This is a genomic window from Rhodoblastus acidophilus (assembly GCF_009720655.1).
GTDB lineage: Bacteria > Pseudomonadota > Alphaproteobacteria > Rhizobiales > Beijerinckiaceae > Rhodoblastus > Rhodoblastus acidophilus_A.
In genome coordinates this window covers 327164-344124 of the sequence record NZ_WNKS01000002.1, presented here as the reverse complement: position 1 = coordinate 344124, position 16961 = coordinate 327164, and the positions used below count along the sequence as shown (strand labels likewise).

The 16961-nt window shown below is 64.9% G+C and carries 12 protein-coding genes; 10 read left to right on the top strand and 2 right to left on the bottom strand.

The features are described 5' to 3' along the window. The first annotated feature begins 87 nt into the window (after positions 1-87). Complete coding sequence (locus GJ654_RS03960; RefSeq protein WP_155444800.1) at positions 88-1695, top strand: hypothetical protein; 1608 nt, start codon at positions 88-90, stop codon at positions 1693-1695. Between the two features lie 214 nt (positions 1696-1909). Here the strand turns inward: GJ654_RS03960 and GJ654_RS03955 are convergent, their stop codons facing one another. Together GJ654_RS03955 and GJ654_RS03950 are read right to left on the bottom strand one after the other, a co-directional pair. Continuing rightward, complete coding sequence (locus GJ654_RS03955) at positions 1910-3415, bottom strand: L,D-transpeptidase family protein (RefSeq protein WP_155444799.1); 1506 nt, start codon at positions 3413-3415, stop codon at positions 1910-1912. A gap of 109 nt (positions 3416-3524) precedes the next feature. Beyond that, positions 3525-5009 (bottom strand): sigma-54-dependent transcriptional regulator, encoded by a 1485-nt coding sequence (locus GJ654_RS03950; protein WP_155444798.1) that lies wholly within the window; start codon positions 5007-5009, stop codon positions 3525-3527. Positions 5010-5168: 159 nt separating this feature from the next. Between GJ654_RS03950 and GJ654_RS03945 the strand changes: the two genes are divergently transcribed. From GJ654_RS03945 to lspA, 9 genes are all read left to right on the top strand, one after another. Beyond that, positions 5169-6989, top strand: coding sequence for a M3 family oligoendopeptidase (locus tag GJ654_RS03945; protein ID WP_155444797.1), 1821 nt, complete (start codon positions 5169-5171; stop codon positions 6987-6989). Beyond that, complete coding sequence (locus GJ654_RS03940; RefSeq protein WP_155444796.1) at positions 6989-7933, top strand: alpha/beta fold hydrolase; 945 nt, start codon at positions 6989-6991, stop codon at positions 7931-7933. Before GJ654_RS03945 ends, GJ654_RS03940 begins: the two co-directional genes overlap by 1 nt. Before the next feature lie 12 nt (positions 7934-7945). Then, the gene (locus tag GJ654_RS03935) at positions 7946-8482 is read left to right on the top strand and encodes a YbhB/YbcL family Raf kinase inhibitor-like protein (protein WP_155444795.1); all 537 of its coding nucleotides are present in this window, start codon (positions 7946-7948) and stop codon (positions 8480-8482) included. A gap of 114 nt (positions 8483-8596) precedes the next feature. Next, a complete protein-coding gene (locus tag GJ654_RS03930; RefSeq protein WP_155444794.1) occupies positions 8597-9949 on the top strand; it encodes an ABC1 kinase family protein in 1353 nt (450 codons plus the stop codon). A gap of 324 nt (positions 9950-10273) precedes the next feature. Next, entirely contained in the window at positions 10274-11407 is a 1134-nt protein-coding gene (locus GJ654_RS03925) for a Re/Si-specific NAD(P)(+) transhydrogenase subunit alpha (RefSeq protein ID WP_155444793.1), read from the top strand. A 27-nt stretch (positions 11408-11434) separates the two neighbouring features. Next, on the top strand, positions 11435-11869 hold the full coding sequence (locus GJ654_RS03920; protein ID WP_155444792.1) for a proton-translocating transhydrogenase family protein: 435 nt from the start codon (positions 11435-11437) through the stop codon (positions 11867-11869). A gap of 6 nt (positions 11870-11875) precedes the next feature. After that, positions 11876-13276 (top strand): NAD(P)(+) transhydrogenase (Re/Si-specific) subunit beta, encoded by a 1401-nt coding sequence (locus GJ654_RS03915; protein ID WP_155444791.1) that lies wholly within the window; start codon positions 11876-11878, stop codon positions 13274-13276. Positions 13277-13464: 188 nt separating this feature from the next. Further along, the gene (gene ileS / locus GJ654_RS03910) at positions 13465-16449 is read left to right on the top strand and encodes an isoleucine--tRNA ligase (protein ID WP_155444790.1); all 2985 of its coding nucleotides are present in this window, start codon (positions 13465-13467) and stop codon (positions 16447-16449) included. Continuing rightward, positions 16446-16937, top strand: a complete 492-nt coding sequence (gene lspA / locus GJ654_RS03905; protein ID WP_264586105.1) for a signal peptidase II — start codon at positions 16446-16448, stop codon at positions 16935-16937. Before ileS ends, lspA begins: the two co-directional genes overlap by 4 nt. Positions 16938-16961 lie beyond the last annotated feature (24 nt).

The window sequence follows — 16961 nt, the reverse complement described above, 5'->3', positions numbered from 1 at the left end:
CGTAGCGTCATTTTGACGCGGGCCGCGCCATCCCTCTAAAGTCGTTTCCTCTCCCACGGGCTGACCCGCCCGAATCAAGGATCGCCGATGATCAGCTTCCGCTCGCCTCCGTTCGTCAGCCTCGCCCTGCTGGTCGCCGCGCCCACGCTGGCCCTGGCCGCGGACATCTCCCTCGACAACGTCTCCCTGCCGACGGACGAGCGCGGCAAGATCATGTTCAAGCACATCGACCTCGTCGACGCCAACATCACCACCGAGGAGGCGAACAAGCTGTTTTCCGGGGCCTTGTCCCGCGACGCCGTCGCCGACCTCCTCGGCAAGCTCAAGGCCGCGCGCATCGCTGTCAATGAAGTGTCGGTGACCTCGGATAAGCCGGGATCGGTCGTGTTTCGCGACCTGAAGGGCGAGGGGATCGATCAGGGCGTGATCGCGCATCTGTCGCTGGGCGGCGTCGACGCGGACTTCCCCGGCGACACCGGCGGCGCGATCACGCTGAAGAGCCAGAAGATTTCCATTGATGGCGTGCAGATCCAGAATCTCGCCGACGCGATCAAGACTGGCCAGGCGTCGGCGGCGCGGGCGCGGATCAGCCGCGCGGCCTGGGGCGGTTTCGACCTCAGCGCGCCGGACAAGGACACGCCGGCGGGGGCCGACGGCGGCAACCTCATCCGGATCCATCTGAACTCGGCCGAGGCCGAACAGAGCTACGAGGGCGATGCGCCCGCCAAATCGTCCTTCGTCGCCAACGGTTTCTCGGTCGCCATGCCCAGGGCGTCCCAGGCCGGCGCGACGCTGACCGCGCTCGGCTTCGACAAGATCGAAGCCACGATGAAGTTTGCCGGCGCTTACCAGGCGGCGAACAAGACCTTTGTGCTCGACGACTATTCCATCGACTTCGCCAAGCTCGGCTCGATTGGCGTGAGCGCGAAGCTGGGCGGCGTCGAAAAATCCGCCTTCGGCGGCGACGCAGCCGCGACATCGGCGGCGATCCAGGCCTCCGAGGTTCAGTCGGTCCAGTTGAAAATGGTCAACGCCGGCGCACTCGAAAAGGCGGTGGCGCTGACGGCGCTTTCGAAAAGCCAGACGCCGGACGCGGTCAAGGCCGACTGGAGCATGATCGCGGCGCAGGGGCCCATGCTGGCGCCGAATATTCCAGCGGCCGCGACTCTGTCGCAGGGACTGCTCAAGTTCATCGCCAACGGCAAGAGCCTGACCCTGGCGCTCAACGCCAAGTCGCCGGCGCCCAAACTCTCGGAATTGCGCGGGATCAACGATCCCGCGCAGGTGGTCGCCCGCTTCGACGTGGCGGCTGCGGCGGACGGTTCGGCGCCGCCGCTCGTGTCGCCAATGGCCGCGCCGCCCGCGCAAATCGCCGAGCCCGCTCCTGCGCAAAAACTCACGGGTCTGGCCGCCTGGAGCGCGCTCGTCGGCAACACCATTTCGGGCAAGGATTCAGACGGCCTGCCGCTGAGCGAATTTTACGCCCCCAACGGCGTCGTGAAACAGCTCGACGATGATGAAACCGCGACCGGCAAGTGGATCCTGCGCGGCGAAAACGTCTGCTTCATCTTTCCCGATGAGAAGGAGGAGTCCTGCTACAAGGTCGAAGTCGCCGGGGACATCGCCACCTTCATCGACGAGGACGGCGACGGCAAGCGCTATAAGATTCTCAAGGGCAACGCGAAGAATCTGTGAGCAAAGCCGGGGCCGGCGCCGCTGGCCCCGCGATGCCGGCAAATCCGTGGACCGCCCACGCCCTTCGAGACGCCTGCCGCGCAGGCTCCTCAGGGTGAGGGCTACAGGTAAAGACCCCACTCATGGTGAGGCGGCGCTGAAAGCGACGCCTCGAACCATGGCCCATGGGAACGGAAATTTGCTTGCGGGCTCAGCTTGTCGCGCCCGGCTGTCTTCAGCCGCCGACGCCCAGCCGCTTCTTCACTTCCGACGCATAGCCGTAAACGTCCTCGAAGGCGTGAAGCTGACCGTAATCGTCGACCGTCCTGGTGAAATAGCCGATATGGACCGGCAGCGGCGTCGGCAGGTTTATGCGCCGCTCGCTCTTGCCGTACATTTTTTCTATCCGCTGCTCGGTCCAGCCGTTTTCGGGGCCGAGGATGGCGACGGCCCAGTCCAAGGGCTGGTCGACGCGCATGCAGCCGTGGCTATAGGCGCGTTTCGCCTGGGCGAAAAGATGCCGCGACGGCGTGTCGTGCATGTAGACCGAATAGCGGTTCGGGAAAATGAATTTCAGCCGTCCCAGCGCGTTGCGCTCGCCGGGCGGCTGCCGTGCGAACATCATGCCGTGCTCGTAGACCACGTCGAAACCGGACTGGGCGCGACCGCCCCATTCGTTGCGGATGATGCTCTGCGGCACGTACCAGGCGGGATTGACGACCAGATATTCCATCGCGTCGGAAAACAACGGGGTCGGCGTGTTCGGCTTGCCGACGACGATCCTGTGGGTCGCCGCCAACCGCTCGCCGCGATAGAGGCGCGCGGTGAATTCGGGCACGTTGACCATGATCCGGTCGGTCCCGAGCTCCCTGGGCATCCAGCGCCACATTTCCATGTTCGCCAGAAGATCGGCTTCCTGCGCCGCCTTGGTCATGGCGGCGGCGATGGGCGCGCGCGCGTCGCTGGCGCGTCGCTTCGAGCCTGCGGACTCGCGGGCGGCGAGGACAACCGGGCCTTCGCGCAAGCTCGCAAGCTTTTCGCGCAGGGCGCGATAGTCTGGATGCGGGGGATTGTAGGATCCCAGTTTCGCGTCCGCGTCCGCCGCGCCCGCCGTTTCCTCCAGCGCTTTCGCGGCGGGAACGACCGCCGGCTGGCGGCCGATCAGCTTGCTGATGCGCATCGGCTCGATCCGGCCGCCGCTGGCCTGGAAAGCATAGGCCGCGACCGCCTGGGCCAGCGCGACTTCGCCGGTGGCGAGCGCGGAATCCGGCCCCGCGTCGAGCGAGAAGACGCGCCAGGCGCGCAGGTCGAGCCCGTCCTCGGGGGCCTTTTGCAGCCGGTCGAACGCGCTGCGCGCCTGCATCGTCCAACCGCCGGCGCCGAAGAAAATGGGCGCGTCGCCATGTTCGGCGTAAAAGGCGTCGACGGCGCGCAGCACCACCTGCTGATCGGCCGACATCGGCTGCGCCGCCGCGCGCGTCAGCGCCGCGCGGATCGCGGAATTGACGGCGGGCTTTTGCGGCCCAGCGATTTCCGACGCGGTTTCAGGCTTGACGTCTTCGGTCTTGACGTCTTCGGTCCTTGCGCTTTCGGGTTTGTCCGGTGGGGCGGCGACGTCGGAGGCCGCCGTCTGGCCGCGAACGGCGCCGCTGGCCGAAACGACCAGGGACAAAGCGAGAAATGCGGCCTTGCCGAGGGCTCCCGCCCTGGCGCGCGCCGAGACATCGACAGGCGAATTCATCTGTGAACCCCATGTCTGCCGCGCGGCGACTTGACCGGGGCGGACATGCCCCTATCAAGAGCCGATCGCGGGCCAAATGCAAGGCGCGTCGGCGGCGCGCACGCATTTTTTACGCGGCGTCGGCGCCGCCGCCACTATTTTCCTCTGCGAGTCCGTAATCCTTCAACTTCCGGTACAGAGTCGAGCGTCCGATCCCGAGCTTGCGGGCCATTGCCGACATCTGCCCACGGTAATGCGTGAGGGCGAAGCGGATCACTTCCTCTTCCAGCGCGTCGAGCTTGCGCACGTCGCCGTTCTCGTCGAGCAGGCGCAGCACATTGGGATCGCGCACTTCGACGCGGACGATCTCGCGCTGGCTTGGAGCCATCCCGACAGGCGCAGGCGCCGGCGGCACGCGCACGTCAAATCCTTCGACATGGGCGGCGATCTGCGGAAACTCGGCCACGGTGAGTTCGTCGCCGTCGGAAAGCACGACGGCGCGGAACAGGGCGTTTTCGAGCTGCCGGACATTGCCCGGCCAGTCATAGGTCGAAAGCAGTGCAAGGGTTTCGGCGGTGAGGCCGCGCAGGCGCTTGCCTTCCTCCGCCGCGAAGCGCGCGAGGAACCGGCGGGCGAGGTCGGGCACGTCGGCGCGGCGGTTGCGCAGCGGCGGGATGGAAATCGGGAAGACATTCAGCCGGTAATAGAGATCCTCGCGGAATTCGCCTCTTTTCACCTGCTCGATCAGGTTCTTGTTGGTGGCGGAGATCAGCCGCACATCGACGCGCACGCTCTTGCGCGCCCCCACGGGGTCGATCTCGCCTTCCTGCAGGGCGCGCAAAAGCTTGACCTGCGCGTCGAGCGGCAATTCCCCGACCTCGTCGAGGAAAATCGTGCCGCCATTGGCCTCGACGAATTTTCCCGTGTGTTTTTCGGTGGCGCCGGTAAACGCCCCTTTCTCGTGGCCGAACAGGATAGATTCGACCAGATTGTGCGGCAGCGCCCCGCAATTGACGGTGACGAAGGGCTTGCCTTTCCGGTCCGAGCCGCCCTGGATGGCGCGCGCCATCAATTCCTTGCCGACGCCCGATTCGCCTTCGATCAGGACCGGAATGTTCGACTTGGCGGCGCGCTCGCCCAGCCGCACCGCGCGCATCATGTCTTCCGAGCGCGTAAAAATGTCCTTGAACGTCAGCGCGCCCGACGCCTTGCGGCCGATGCGGCGAATCTCGTCCTCCAGCGCGTCGAAGCGCAGGGCGTTCTTGATCGAAATTTGCAGGCGCTCGGCGCCGACCGGTTTGACGACGAAATCGAGCGCGCCGGCGCGCATGGCCGAAATCACGGTCTCGATGGAGCCATGCGCCGTCTGCACGATCACCGGCGTGGTGATCCCGCGATCGCGCATGCGTCCGAGCACGCCCATGCCGTCGAGATCGGGCATCACCAGGTCGAGAATCAGCAAATCGACCGGAGTCTTGTCGCCCGTCTGCAACCGTTCGAGCGCCTGCTCGCCGCCCTCCACCGATTCGATGTCATAGCCGAAACGGCGCACCATCGCTTCGAGCAGGCGGCGCTGAACCGGATCATCGTCGGCGATCAGAACGGTCGATGTCATGTGTCTCTTTCGGGCGAGGCCGGCGGGCCTTCTTCATTCCGCACATGCTGCGACATTACGGTAAATGCGATGTTAATGGCGCGAAGGCGGTTGATCCGCGCGCCAAACACGCCAATATGTCACCAGCCGCCCCTCTCGGAGCCTCGCGCGTTTTCGCCCATGACCATTTACGATTCCTTTCCTGAATCGCCCGCAAGCGCGGGCGCCGAAAAGCTCGACGACCTGCCGGTCTGGCGTCTCGACGACCTTTACCCCGGCCTGGACTCAGTCGAATTCGCCGCCGATCTCGCCAGGACGGCGCAGGAGTGCCGCGCCTTCGCCGAAACCTACCGGGGCAAGCTGGCTGGGCTGCTCGCCGAGGGTGGCGCTGGGCTCTTCGAGGCGATCAAGGTCTATGAGGGGATCGACGACCTCATCACCCGCATCATGTCCTACGCGGGTCTGGTCTATGCCGAGAACACGCTCGATCCGGTTCGGGCGAAATTTTATGGCGACGCCCAGGAGAAGATCACCGCCGCCTCGACGGATTTGCTGTTTTTCCAGCTCGAACTCAATCGCCTCGATGACGCGGCGCTGACGGCGGCGGTGGCGCAAGAGCCGCTCGACCACTTTCGACCTTGGCTCGAGGATTTAAGGCGCGAGAAGCCCTATCAGCTTGAAGACCGTATCGAACAGCTGTTCCACGAAAAGTCGGTCACCGGCCACGCCGCCTGGAACCGTCTGTTCGACGAGACCATCGCCGGCCTGCGTTTTCTCGTCGATGGCAAGGATCTGACGCTCGAACCGGCGTTGAACCTGCTTCAGGACCGCGATCCCGCGCTGCGCGAGGCGGCGGCCAAGGCGATTGGCGCGACGCTGAAGGAGAAGCTGGGGCTCTTCACCCTCATTTCCAACGTGCTCGCCAAGGACAAGGCGATTTCCGACCAGTGGCGAGGTTTCGCCGATGTCGCGGAGTCCCGGCACCTGTCCAATCGCGTCGAGGGCGACGTGGTCAACGCCATGGTGAGCGCCGTGCGCGCCGCCTATCCCCGCCTGTCGCACCGCTATTACAAGCTGAAGGCGAGCTGGTTCGGCAAGGGCAGCCTGATGTACTGGGACCGCAACGCGCCCCTGCCGGACGCGCCGCAGACCAGCTACAGCTGGACCCAGGCCCGCGACGCCGTGCTCACCGCCTATGCCGGTTTTTCGCCTGACATGGCCGGGATCGCGCAACGGTTTTTCGACGGCTCGTGGATCGACGCGCCGGTTCGGCCCGGAAAGGCGCCCGGCGCCTTCGCCCACCCGACCAGCCCGAGCGTCCACCCCTATGTGCTGCTCAACTATCAGGGCAAGCCGCGTGACGTGATGACTCTTGCCCATGAGCTGGGCCATGGCGTGCATCAGGTGCTCGCGGCGCCCCAGGGGCCGCTGATGGCGCCGACGCCGCTGACGCTTGCGGAAACCGCCTCCGTCTTCGGCGAGATGCTCACCTTCCGCGCGCTGCTGGCGGAGGCCAAGGACCCTGCGGAGCGCCGGGTGCTCCTGGCGTCCAAAGTCGAGGACATGCTCAACACCGTGGTGCGGCAGATCGCCTTCTACAGCTTTGAGCGCAAGCTGCATGAGGAGCGCAGGAACGGCGAGCTGACGGCGGAGCAGATTTGCGAACTCTGGATGAGCGTGCAGGGCGAAAGCCTGGGGCCAGCCATCGAATTCGGTCCTGGCTATGAGACCTATTGGGCCTATATTCCGCACTTCATCCATTCGCCCTTCTATGTCTATGCCTATGCCTTCGGCGACTGCCTGGTGAATTCGCTTTACGGCGTCTACCAGCGGGCAGAGCCGGGTTTTGTCGAAAAGTACTTCGCGCTGCTGTCGGCCGGCGGCTCGAAGCATTACAGCGAATTGCTGGCGCCTTTTGGCCTGGACGCGCGCGATCCGGCGTTCTGGGCGATCGGCCTGTCGATGATCGAGGGCATGATTGACGAGCTGGAACAGCTTTGATGTTGGCTCTGCTCTGGCTGGTCGTGCTGTGGATGGCGGCGGTTTTCGCGTCGCTGGTGGCGTTCAACCTGCTGCTGGCGCGGCTGGTCGAACGCTGGGTCCCGCCCATCGGCCAGTTCGTCGAGGTCGAGGGGGTGCGGCTCCACTACACGGACACGGGCGAAAAACCGGGGCAGGACGGGCCGCCGTTGTTTTTTGTCCATGGCTGGCTCGGGCAGTTGAACCATTTTTCCTTTGCCTTGGCGACGTTCTTTCCGGAGCGACGCGTCGTTCTGGTTGACCGCCCAGGATGCGGCTATTCGCAGGCCGCGCGCAACCCGACCATCGCGGAGAACGCGGCCATTCTCTCCGCCTTCATGGACAAGGTCGGCCTGGAAAAACCGCTGGTGGTCGGCCATTCGCTGGGCGGCGCCATCGCGCTGGCGCTTTCGCTCGATTACGCCGGGAAAATCGCCGGCCTCGCCCTGATCGCGCCCTTCACCCAATTCCTGTCGGCTTCCGCCTTCTACAAGATCATGGCGGAGCAGGGGCGGGTTTCGCGCTGGATTTCCGCCTGGCTGCTGGGGCCGCTGCTTTCCGTGTTGCGCTCGGCTTCGCCTGTTCATCCGGGGTTTGCGCCGGAATCCGTGCCGCGCGATTTCTGGAAAGGCGCGGGCGGCGCGCTTCCCTTCCGAGCAAAAACACTGTTGGCGGGGGCGCTGGAGGTGCCGGCGCAACAGCGGGAGCTCGACGCCATGGCGGCGCGCTACGGTTCTATTTCGAGCCCTGTCAGCATTCTGTTTGGCGCGGGCGACCGTTTGCTCGACCCCAAGGCGCAGGGCGAGGCGTTTTGCGCTCTCGCGCCGACCGCGGAACTCAAGGTGATCGAGGGCGGCCACGGCCTGCCCATGACCCGGCCGAAAGACTGCGAAACCTTTATCCGCGCGGCCTTGGCGCGTTCGTGAATGGAGACGGCAATGGCTTTGAAAACCGGGATTTTCGCTGGCGTCCTGTTGCTCGCGGGCGTGGGGAGCGCCGCCGCTCTCGAGTTGAAAAGCTCGGATATTGCGCCCGGCGCGACCATCGCGGACAAATTCGTGTTCAAGGGGTTTGGTTGCGAGGGCGGCAATGTCTCGCCCGCGCTGGAGTGGAGCGGGGCGCCGGAGGGGACGAAGAGTTTTGCCTTGCTCGTCCATGACCCCGATGCGCCGACGGGCGGCGCCGGTTTCTGGCACTGGGTCGTCACCGACATTCCCGCCGATGTGTCTTCGCTGAAGCAGGGCGCGGCCGTTCCCGCTGGCGCGAAGGAAATTGCGACCGATTTCGGCGCGCCCGGCTATGGCGGCCCCTGTCCGCCCAAGGGCGACAAGCCGCACCATTATAATTTCACGATTTATGCCCTCAAGGTGGCCAAGCTCGATCTGCCGCCCAACGCGACGGCGTCGCTGACGGGGTTCATGGTCAACGCCAACGCGCTGGGCAAGGCGACACTGACGGGAACATATGGCCGGTGAAGGCCTCGGCTCAGCTTTCCTGACGACATCGAGGCCAGCGCCCCAGCCCCTCATCCCCCGCCTTCTCCCCGCACGCGGGGAGAAGGAGCCAGTGCTCGCCCTTCACGGAAATCCATGACCGACGACGAAGCCAACCGTTTTGGCGCCCGCGCCGCCCGCTACGCCGCCGTCGGCGCGCAGGCCGGGGGACTCGCCGCCCGCATGCTGTCGGGGCGTCTGTTGGGACGCGAGTCCGATCCGCGGAAACTCGCGGTGGCGCTCGGCGGGCTCAAGGGGCCGCTGATGAAGGCGGCGCAATTTTTGGCGACCATCCCCGAAATTTTGCCCGACGACTACGCCGAGGCGCTCGCCGAGTTGCAGAGCGAGGCGCCGCCGATGGGGGCTGCTTTTGTCTCCCGGCGCATGGCGACCGAACTCGGTCCGGATTGGCGCAAACGGTTCGAAAAATTCGAGATGAAGCCGACATTTGCCGCTTCCCTGGGGCAGGTTCATCGCGCCACCACGCTCGACGGCGTGGACGTCGCCTGCAAATTGCAATACCCCGACATGGCCTCGACGGTGGAGGCGGACCTCTCCCAGCTCGATTTCGCCCTCGGCCTGCAACGGCGGATGAACGGCTCGGTCGACGCCAGCGACGCCTTTGTCGAACTGGCGGCGCGGCTGCGCGAGGAGCTGGACTATCGCCGCGAGGCGAGCAACGCCAAGCTTTACAGCGTGATGTTCGCCGGGTGCGACGACATTCGCGTTCCCGCTGTCCATGACGAACTCTCCACCGGGCGGCTGCTGACCCTGGGCTGGCTCGACGGCGAAAGGCTGCTGAGCTTCAAGGACAAGGCCGATTTGGCGCAGCGCAACGCCGTGGCGAAGGCGATTTTCATGGCGTGGTGGCTGCCTTATGCGCGCTTCGGCGTCATCCACGGCGATCCCCACCTCGGCAACTATACGGTTTTCGGGGGTGGCGCCGGCATCAACCTGCTTGATTACGGCTGCATCCGGGTGTTCCCACCCGGCGTGGTCGGCGCGGTCATTCAGCTCTATCGCGGCCTTCGCGCCGGCGACCGTGACGCCATAGCGGACGCTTACGAGGGGTGGGGGTTCCAAAATCTCAACGCGGACTTGATCGACGCGCTGACGGTTTGGGCGCGTTTCCTGCTTGGCCCGCTGCTGGAGGATCGCGAGCGCGCCGTCGCCGACGAGGGGCCGGTCGGCGGCTATGGCCGCGCCGAGGCGCGGGAGGTGCGCGCGCGCCTGCGGCAATTTGGCCCAGTGCGCCTGCCGCGCGAATTCGTCTTCATGCATCGCGCCGCCCTGGGCTTGAGCGGCGCCTTCCTGCATCTTCGCGCGCGGGTGAATTTTCATCTTCTGTTCGAGGAGGCGCTCGCGGATTTCTCGGTCGAATCCGTCTCGGCGCGACAGCGGGACCTGCTGGCGCAGGTCGGCTGGACCCCTTCCGACGCGCCTTCGTAAGTCCAAAGTGGGGCGCTGCGGGCGCATCCGCGCCTTTGCCAATTACAAAAAGTTCTATATCAATTTCCGAGACCTTATGGCAGTGGCGTCAAGTCGCGGCCTTCGGGAGAACGCGCCGGAAAGGCGCCCGCGACATAAAAGTCTTGCGAGAGGAGAGGACAATGACGGCGCAACCCAAGTCTATCGATCCCACGGATCGGAAGACGACGGCGCTCGTCCATTTCCATTCCGACGCCACTCACACGCACTAACCCCACCGTCCCTGCCCGGCAGCGGGCGGAATTGTCCAGACCCGCAGTCCAGCGGGCCCAATCGGAGTTATTCATGCGTATTGCCGTTCCCGCCGAAACCCGCGACCGTGAGGCGCGCGTCGCGGCGACCCCCGACACAGTCAAGAAATATATCGCCCTCGGGGCGGAGGTGGTGGTGCAGAAGGGCGCCGGCGCGGGCGCCGGCATCACCGACGCCGATTTCGAAAAAGCCGGCGCGACCATCGCGCCCAACGCCCAGGCGACCGTCGCCAAGGCGGATGTCGTGCTCGCCGTGCGCCGTCCGGAGCCGCAGACCCTGTCCGGCGTCAATGCCGACGCGGTGGTGCTGGCGGTGATGGACCCCTATGGCCAGGAGCGGCTGATCAAGGCTCTGGCCGGAGCCGGCGTGCGCGCCTTCGCCATGGAGCTGATGCCGCGCATCACCCGCGCGCAATCGATGGACGTGTTGTCGTCGCAGGCCAATCTCGCCGGCTATCGCGCGGTGATCGAGGGCGCCGACGAATTTCATCGCGTGCTGCCGATGATGATGACCGCCGCCGGCACCGTGCCCGCCGCCAAGATTTTCGTGATGGGCGTCGGCGTCGCCGGCTTGCAGGCCATTGCGACCGCCAAGCGCCTCGGCGCGGTGGTGACGGCGACCGACGTGCGTCCGGCCACCAAGGAGCAGGTGGAGTCGCTCGGCGGCAAATTCCTGGCCGTCGAGGACGAGGAGTTCAAGCAGGCGCAGACGGCGGGCGGCTACGCCAAGGAAATGTCCAAGGAATATCAAGCGAAGCAGGCCGAACTGGTCGCCTCGCACATCGCCAAGCAGGACATTGTCATCACGACCGCGCTGATCCCCGGCCGCCCTGCGCCGAAACTGGTGTCCTCCGCCATGGTCGCCTCCATGCGCCCCGGCTCGGTGATCGTCGACATCGCGGCGGAGCGCGGCGGCAATTGCGAGCTGACCAAGCCCGGCGAAATTTTTGTCAGCCCCAACGGCGTCAAAGTCATCGGCTCGCTGAACCTCGCCAGCCATCTCGCGGCGACGGCGTCCGCCCTCTATGCGAAAAATCTGCTCACCTTCCTCGAAACCATGATCGACAAGGAGAGCAAATCCATTGTCGTCAACGAGGAAGACGAATTGATCAAGGCGACCCTGCTCACCAAGGGCGGCGCCGTCATCCATCCGAATTTCCAGGGCTAATCGCCCCTTTTTTCTGGAGAAGCCTTCATGGCCAGTGACCCCCAAGCCGCAGTGGACCGCGCGCAATCCGCCGCCCAGGCGCTGCGCAGCGCCGCCGACGCCGCCCAAAGCTATGCCGACCAGATGGCCGCGACCGCGCATGCCGTCAGCGGCGGCGCCATCGACCCCTTCATCTTCCGCCTCGCCATTTTCGTTCTCGCCGTGTTCGTCGGCTATTACGTGGTGTGGTCGGTGACCCCGGCGCTGCACACGCCGCTGATGTCGGTGACCAACGCCATTTCCTCGGTGATCGTGGTCGGCGCGCTGCTCGCGGTCGGCGTCGAACTCGTGGACACCCCGGAATCCGGCTCCGGCTGGGCGCGCGGCTTCGGTTTTGTCGCGCTGATCCTCGCCTCCGTGAACATATTCGGCGGCTTCCTCGTCACCCAGCGCATGCTGGCCATGTACAAGAAGAAGGGCTGATCTCAGATGGCCAATCTCGCAGCCCTTCTTTATCTCGTTTCCGGCGTGCTGTTCATTCTCGCCCTGCGCGGCCTGTCGCATCCGACGACGTCGCAGCAAGGCAACCGCTTTGGCATGATCGGCATGGGCATCGCCATTGTCACGACGCTGGCCCTGCGCCCGCCGTCGAGCTTTGGCAGCTTTGTCCTGTTGGTGCTGGGCATCGGCATTGGCGGCGCCTTCGGCGCCGCGCTGGCCAAGCGGGTCGAAATGACCAAGATGCCGCAGCTCGTCGCCTTCTTCCACTCGCTGGTCGGTCTCGCGGCCGTGCTGGTGGCGGCCTCGGCCTTGTTCGCGCCCGACGCGTTCGGCATCGGCATTCCCGGCGACATTCACGCCGCCAGCCTGATCGAAATGTCGCTCGGCGCGGCCATCGGCGCCATCACGTTTACGGGCTCGGTGATCGCGTTCTTGAAGCTTGACGGCCGCATGGCCGGCAAGCCGATCATGCTGCCGCAACGCCACACCATCAACGTCGGCTTGGGCATAGCGCTGGCCGCGTCCATCCTGCTGTTCTTCACGACCGGCAGCGTCACTTTGTTCTGGCTGATCGTGCTGATCTCGCTGGCGCTGGGCGTGCTGCTGATCATCCCGATCGGCGGCGCGGACATGCCTGTCGTCGTCTCCATGCTCAACTCCTATTCGGGTTGGGCGGCGGCCGGCATCGGCTTTACGCTGGGCAACATGGCGTTGATCATCACCGGCGCTCTCGTCGGCTCCTCCGGCGCCATTCTGTCCTACATCATGTGCAAGGGCATGAACCGCAGCTTCATCTCGGTGATCCTCGGCGGCTTCGGCGGCGAGGATGCGGTGGCGGCCAGCGGCGTGACGGAAACCCGCCCGGTCAAGCAAGGCTCGGCCGACGACGCGGCTTACATCCTGCAGAACTCGTCAAAAGTCATCATCGTGCCGGGCTATGGCATGGCGGTGGCCCAGGCGCAGCACGCGCTGCGCGAAATGGCGGACATGCTCAAGGAAGAGGGCGTCGAGGTCAAATACGCCATCCATCCTGTGGCGGGCCGCATGCCCGGCCACATGAACGTGCTGCTGGCGGAAGCCAACGTTCCCTATGACGAAGTGTTCGAATTGGAGGACATCAATTCCGAGTTCGCGCAGGCGGACGTGGCTTTTGTCATCGGCGCCAACGACGTGACCAATCCCGCCGCCAAGACCGACAAGGCCTCGCCGATCTATGGCATGCCGATCCTCGACGTCGAAAAGGCCAAGACGGTGATGTTCATCAAGCGCGGCATGTCCTCGGGCTATGCCGGCGTGGAGAACGAACTGTTCTTCAAGGACAACACCATGATGCTGTTCGGCGACGCGAAAAAGGTGGTCGAGAGCGTTGTGAAGGCCATGGCGCACTGAGCTCATTCAGCTTGACAAAATTCGGCCGCCGCTCTTACCAGCGGCGGCTTTTTTCGTTACAAGGCCGCCATGTCCTTCCCTGTCCTGCACAATCGGCGAATTATCGGCCCGGTCCGCGCCTGACTTAAGTCTTTCGCGCGCGCCGGGGATTTGCCTGACCGATAATTTTCTCGCCGCGAGACGCTCAAATGACCGAAAAGACCGGCCCCGACTATTCCGCCACGCTCTATCTGCCCAAAACCGATTTTCCCATGCGCGCCGGCTTGCCTAAAAAGGAGCCGGAGTTGCTGGCGCATTGGGAGCAGACCAGCCTCACCGCCAAACTGCGCGAGGCTGGGGCCGAAAAGCCGAAATTCGTGCTGCATGACGGCCCGCCCTACGCGAATGGCAACATCCACATCGGGCACGCGCTCAACAAGATTCTGAAAGACATCGTCGTGCGCTCGCAGCGCATGAGCGGCAAGGACGCGAACTATGTTCCGGGCTGGGATTGCCATGGCCTGCCGATCGAATGGAAGATCGAGGAGCAATATCGGGCGAAGGGCCGCAACAAGGACGAAGTGCCGGTGGTGGAATTCCGCCAGGAGTGCCGCGCCTTCGCGCAAAACTGGCTGAACGTGCAGCGTGAGGAGTTCAAGCGGCTCGGCGTCGCCGGCGAGTGGGACGGGCGTTACGCCACCATGGATTACGCCGCCGAGAGCATCATCGCCGCCGAAATTTTAAAGTTCGCGGCCAACGGCCTGCTCTATCGCGGCTCCAAGCCGGTGATGTGGTCGGTGGTCGAAAAGACCGCGCTCGCCGAAGCGGAAGTGGAATACGAGGACCACACCTCGGACTGGGTGTTTGTCGCCTTCCCGGTGCGCGGGTCGTCGGCGCGTGTCGTGATCTGGACCACCACGCCCTGGACGCTTCCCGGCAACCGCGCCATCTCCTATTCGCACAAGATCGCCTACGGGCTTTATCGCGTGATCGCGGCGCCGGACGGCAATTGGGCCAAGGCGGGCGACGAATTCATCCTTGCGGAAAAACTCGCCGAAGAAGTTTTCAAGGCCGCCAAGGTCGAAACATTCGAGAAAATCCGCGAAGTTCCCGCCAGCGAACTCGGCGGACTCACCTGTGACCATCCGCTCAAGGATTTGGGCTACACGTTCGGCGTCCCCCTGCTCGACGGCGACCATGTCACCGACGACGCCGGCGCCGGTTTTGTCCACACCGCGCCGGGCCATGGCCGCGAAGATTTTGATATCTGGATGGCGTCGAGCCGCCTGCTGCATGAGCGCGGGATCGACAGCCGCATCCCCTACACCGTGGACGCCGACGGGTTTTACACCGACGAAGTTCCGGGTTTTGAGGGCGCGCGCGTCATTGATGACAAGGGGAACAAGGGCGACGCCAACGCCCGCGTCATGGACGCCCTGATCGCGGCCGGCGCGCTGCTGGCGCGCGGACGGCTGAAGCACTCTTATCCGCACAGCTGGCGGTCCAAAAAGCCGGTCATCTTCCGCAACACGCCGCAATGGTTCATTGCGATGGACAAGCCGTTCAAATTGCCCGGGGGCTCTGGATTGCTTCGCTCCGCTCGCAATGACGGTGGAGAGGCGGCGGCGTCGAACGGCGCCACCTTGCGCGACATCGCCTTGCAGGAAATTTCTCGCACAAAATGGATTCCCGCTGCCGGCGAGAACCGTATCACCGGCATGATCGCCAATCGTCCGGATTGGGTGGTGTCGCGCCAGCGCGCCTGGGGCGTGCCGATTGCCGTGTTCGTGAAGAAGGGCGGCCACGACATTCTGGTCGACGAGAAGGTCAACGCTCGCATCGTCGCGGCTTTTGCCGAAGAGGGCGCCGACGCGTGGTACAAGGACGGCGCGGCGGAACGTTTTCTGCAACCGGAATGCGATCCCGCCGACTACGAAAAAATCGATGACGTCCTCGATGTCTGGTTTGACTCCGGCTCGACCCACGCCTTCACGCTGGAAGACGCCAAACATTTTCCGACCTTGGCGGGGATCAAGCGGCGCCATGACGGCGGGCCGGACGAGGTCATGTATCTCGAAGGCTCCGACCAGCATCGCGGCTGGTTCCACTCCAGCCTGCTCGAAAGCTGCGGCACACGCGGCCGCGCGCCCTATGATTCCGTCCTGACCCACGGTTTCGTGCTGGACGAGAAGGGCCGCAAGATGTCGAAGTCGCTGGGCAATGTCGTCGCCCCGCAGACGGTGATCAAGGACGCGGGCGCCGACATTTTGCGGCTTTGGGTGGCGGCTTCGGACTATTCCGACGACCTGCGCATCGGCAAGGAAATCCTTTCCACCTTCTCCGAAACGTACAGAAAACTGCGCAACACCATCAGGTGGATGCTGGGCGCGCTCGCCCATTTCGACGCGAGCCAGGCCGTGGCGCGTGAAAAAATGCCGGAGCTCGAGCGCTACATGCTGCACCGGCTTGCAGAAGTGGACGCGCAGGTCCGCGAGGCCTATGCCGCTTTCGACTACAAGAAGGTGATGGCGACGCTGACCGCCTTCATGACCGGCGACCTCTCCGCCTTCTATTTCGACATCCGCAAGGACGGGCTTTATTGCGACCCGCCGTCGAGCCTCACGCGAAAAGCGGCGCTGACCACCATCGATATTCTGTGTGATGCGCTGCTCAAATGGCTCGCGCCGATCCTGTGCTTTACGGCGGAAGAGGCGTGGCTTGCCTTCCGACCCGCCGACGGCTCGGTCCATCTCGCGGAGTTCCCGAAGGGGCTTGAGGCCGGCCGGGACGAGGCGCTGGCCGCTAAATGGCGGGCGGTGCGCCGCATCCGCGCCGTGGTCACCGGGGCGCTGGAGATCGAGCGCGCCAACAAGACCATCGGCGCCTCGCTCGAAGCCGATCCGCAGGTCTATATCGACGAGGAAGCCTTGCGCGCGGCGCTGGAGGGCGTGGACTTCGCCGATGTTTGCATCACCTCCAACATCGAGGTGATCGCCGGGGCGGCTCCGGAGGGCGCGTTCACCCTTCCCGAAACGCCCGGCGTCGGCGTGGTCAGCCGGCGCGCGGTCGGGCGCAAGTGCGCGCGGTCCTGGCGGATTTCGCCTCTGGTCGGCGCCGATCCCGATTTTCCCGACGTGACCCCGCGCGACGCCCAGGCTCTGCGCGAGCTGCGCGCGGCGGGCGTCTTCGCGTGAAACGCCGCGTTGCCGGCTTTGCCCTGGCGGCGGCGGTTCTTGCCGCCGACCAGGCGTCGAAATCCTGGGCGATCGGCCTGCTCGACACGTCGGACGCCCCGCGCATCGAGCTGACCCCGTTCCTCGCCCTGACCATGAGCTGGAATCGCGGCGTCGCCTATACGATGCTGCATTCCGACTCCGATCTTGGCCGCTATGCGCTGGTCGCGCTCGCGCTGGTGGCGTCACTGGTGCTGGGCGTGCTGCTGTGGCGCGCGAAAAGCGGGCTTTCCGTCGCCGCCTTTGGCTGCCTGATCGGCGGCGCGCTCGGCAATGCGCTGGATCGGCTGACCCATGGCGCCGTCGCTGACTTCCTCTATTTCCACACGCCGTTCTGGGCGGGGCCGCTCGCGAATTACGTCTTCAATTTCGCCGATGTCGCGATATTTGCCGGCGCCGTGCTGCTGATATATGAGTCGCTGACGACAAAGGCGCCGGTTGCGTCTTGACCTTGCCTGCCGCGAATTCGCCAA

Coding starts and splice junctions, on each gene's coding strand:
- GJ654_RS03955 (WP_155444799.1), bottom strand. CDS start 3,415: ATGAATTCGCCTGTCGATGTCTCGGCGCGCGCCAGGGCGGGAGCCCTC.
- GJ654_RS03960 (WP_155444800.1), top strand. CDS start 88: ATGATCAGCTTCCGCTCGCCTCCGTTCGTCAGCCTCGCCCTGCTGGTC.
- GJ654_RS03945 (WP_155444797.1), top strand. CDS start 5,169: ATGACCATTTACGATTCCTTTCCTGAATCGCCCGCAAGCGCGGGCGCC.
- GJ654_RS03915 (WP_155444791.1), top strand. CDS start 11,876: ATGGCCAATCTCGCAGCCCTTCTTTATCTCGTTTCCGGCGTGCTGTTC.
- GJ654_RS03940 (WP_155444796.1), top strand. CDS start 6,989: ATGTTGGCTCTGCTCTGGCTGGTCGTGCTGTGGATGGCGGCGGTTTTC.
- ileS (WP_155444790.1), top strand. CDS start 13,465: ATGACCGAAAAGACCGGCCCCGACTATTCCGCCACGCTCTATCTGCCC.
- GJ654_RS03925 (WP_155444793.1), top strand. CDS start 10,274: ATGCGTATTGCCGTTCCCGCCGAAACCCGCGACCGTGAGGCGCGCGTC.
- GJ654_RS03935 (WP_155444795.1), top strand. CDS start 7,946: ATGGCTTTGAAAACCGGGATTTTCGCTGGCGTCCTGTTGCTCGCGGGC.
- GJ654_RS03920 (WP_155444792.1), top strand. CDS start 11,435: ATGGCCAGTGACCCCCAAGCCGCAGTGGACCGCGCGCAATCCGCCGCC.
- GJ654_RS03930 (WP_155444794.1), top strand. CDS start 8,597: ATGACCGACGACGAAGCCAACCGTTTTGGCGCCCGCGCCGCCCGCTAC.
- GJ654_RS03950 (WP_155444798.1), bottom strand. CDS start 5,009: ATGACATCGACCGTTCTGATCGCCGACGATGATCCGGTTCAGCGCCGC.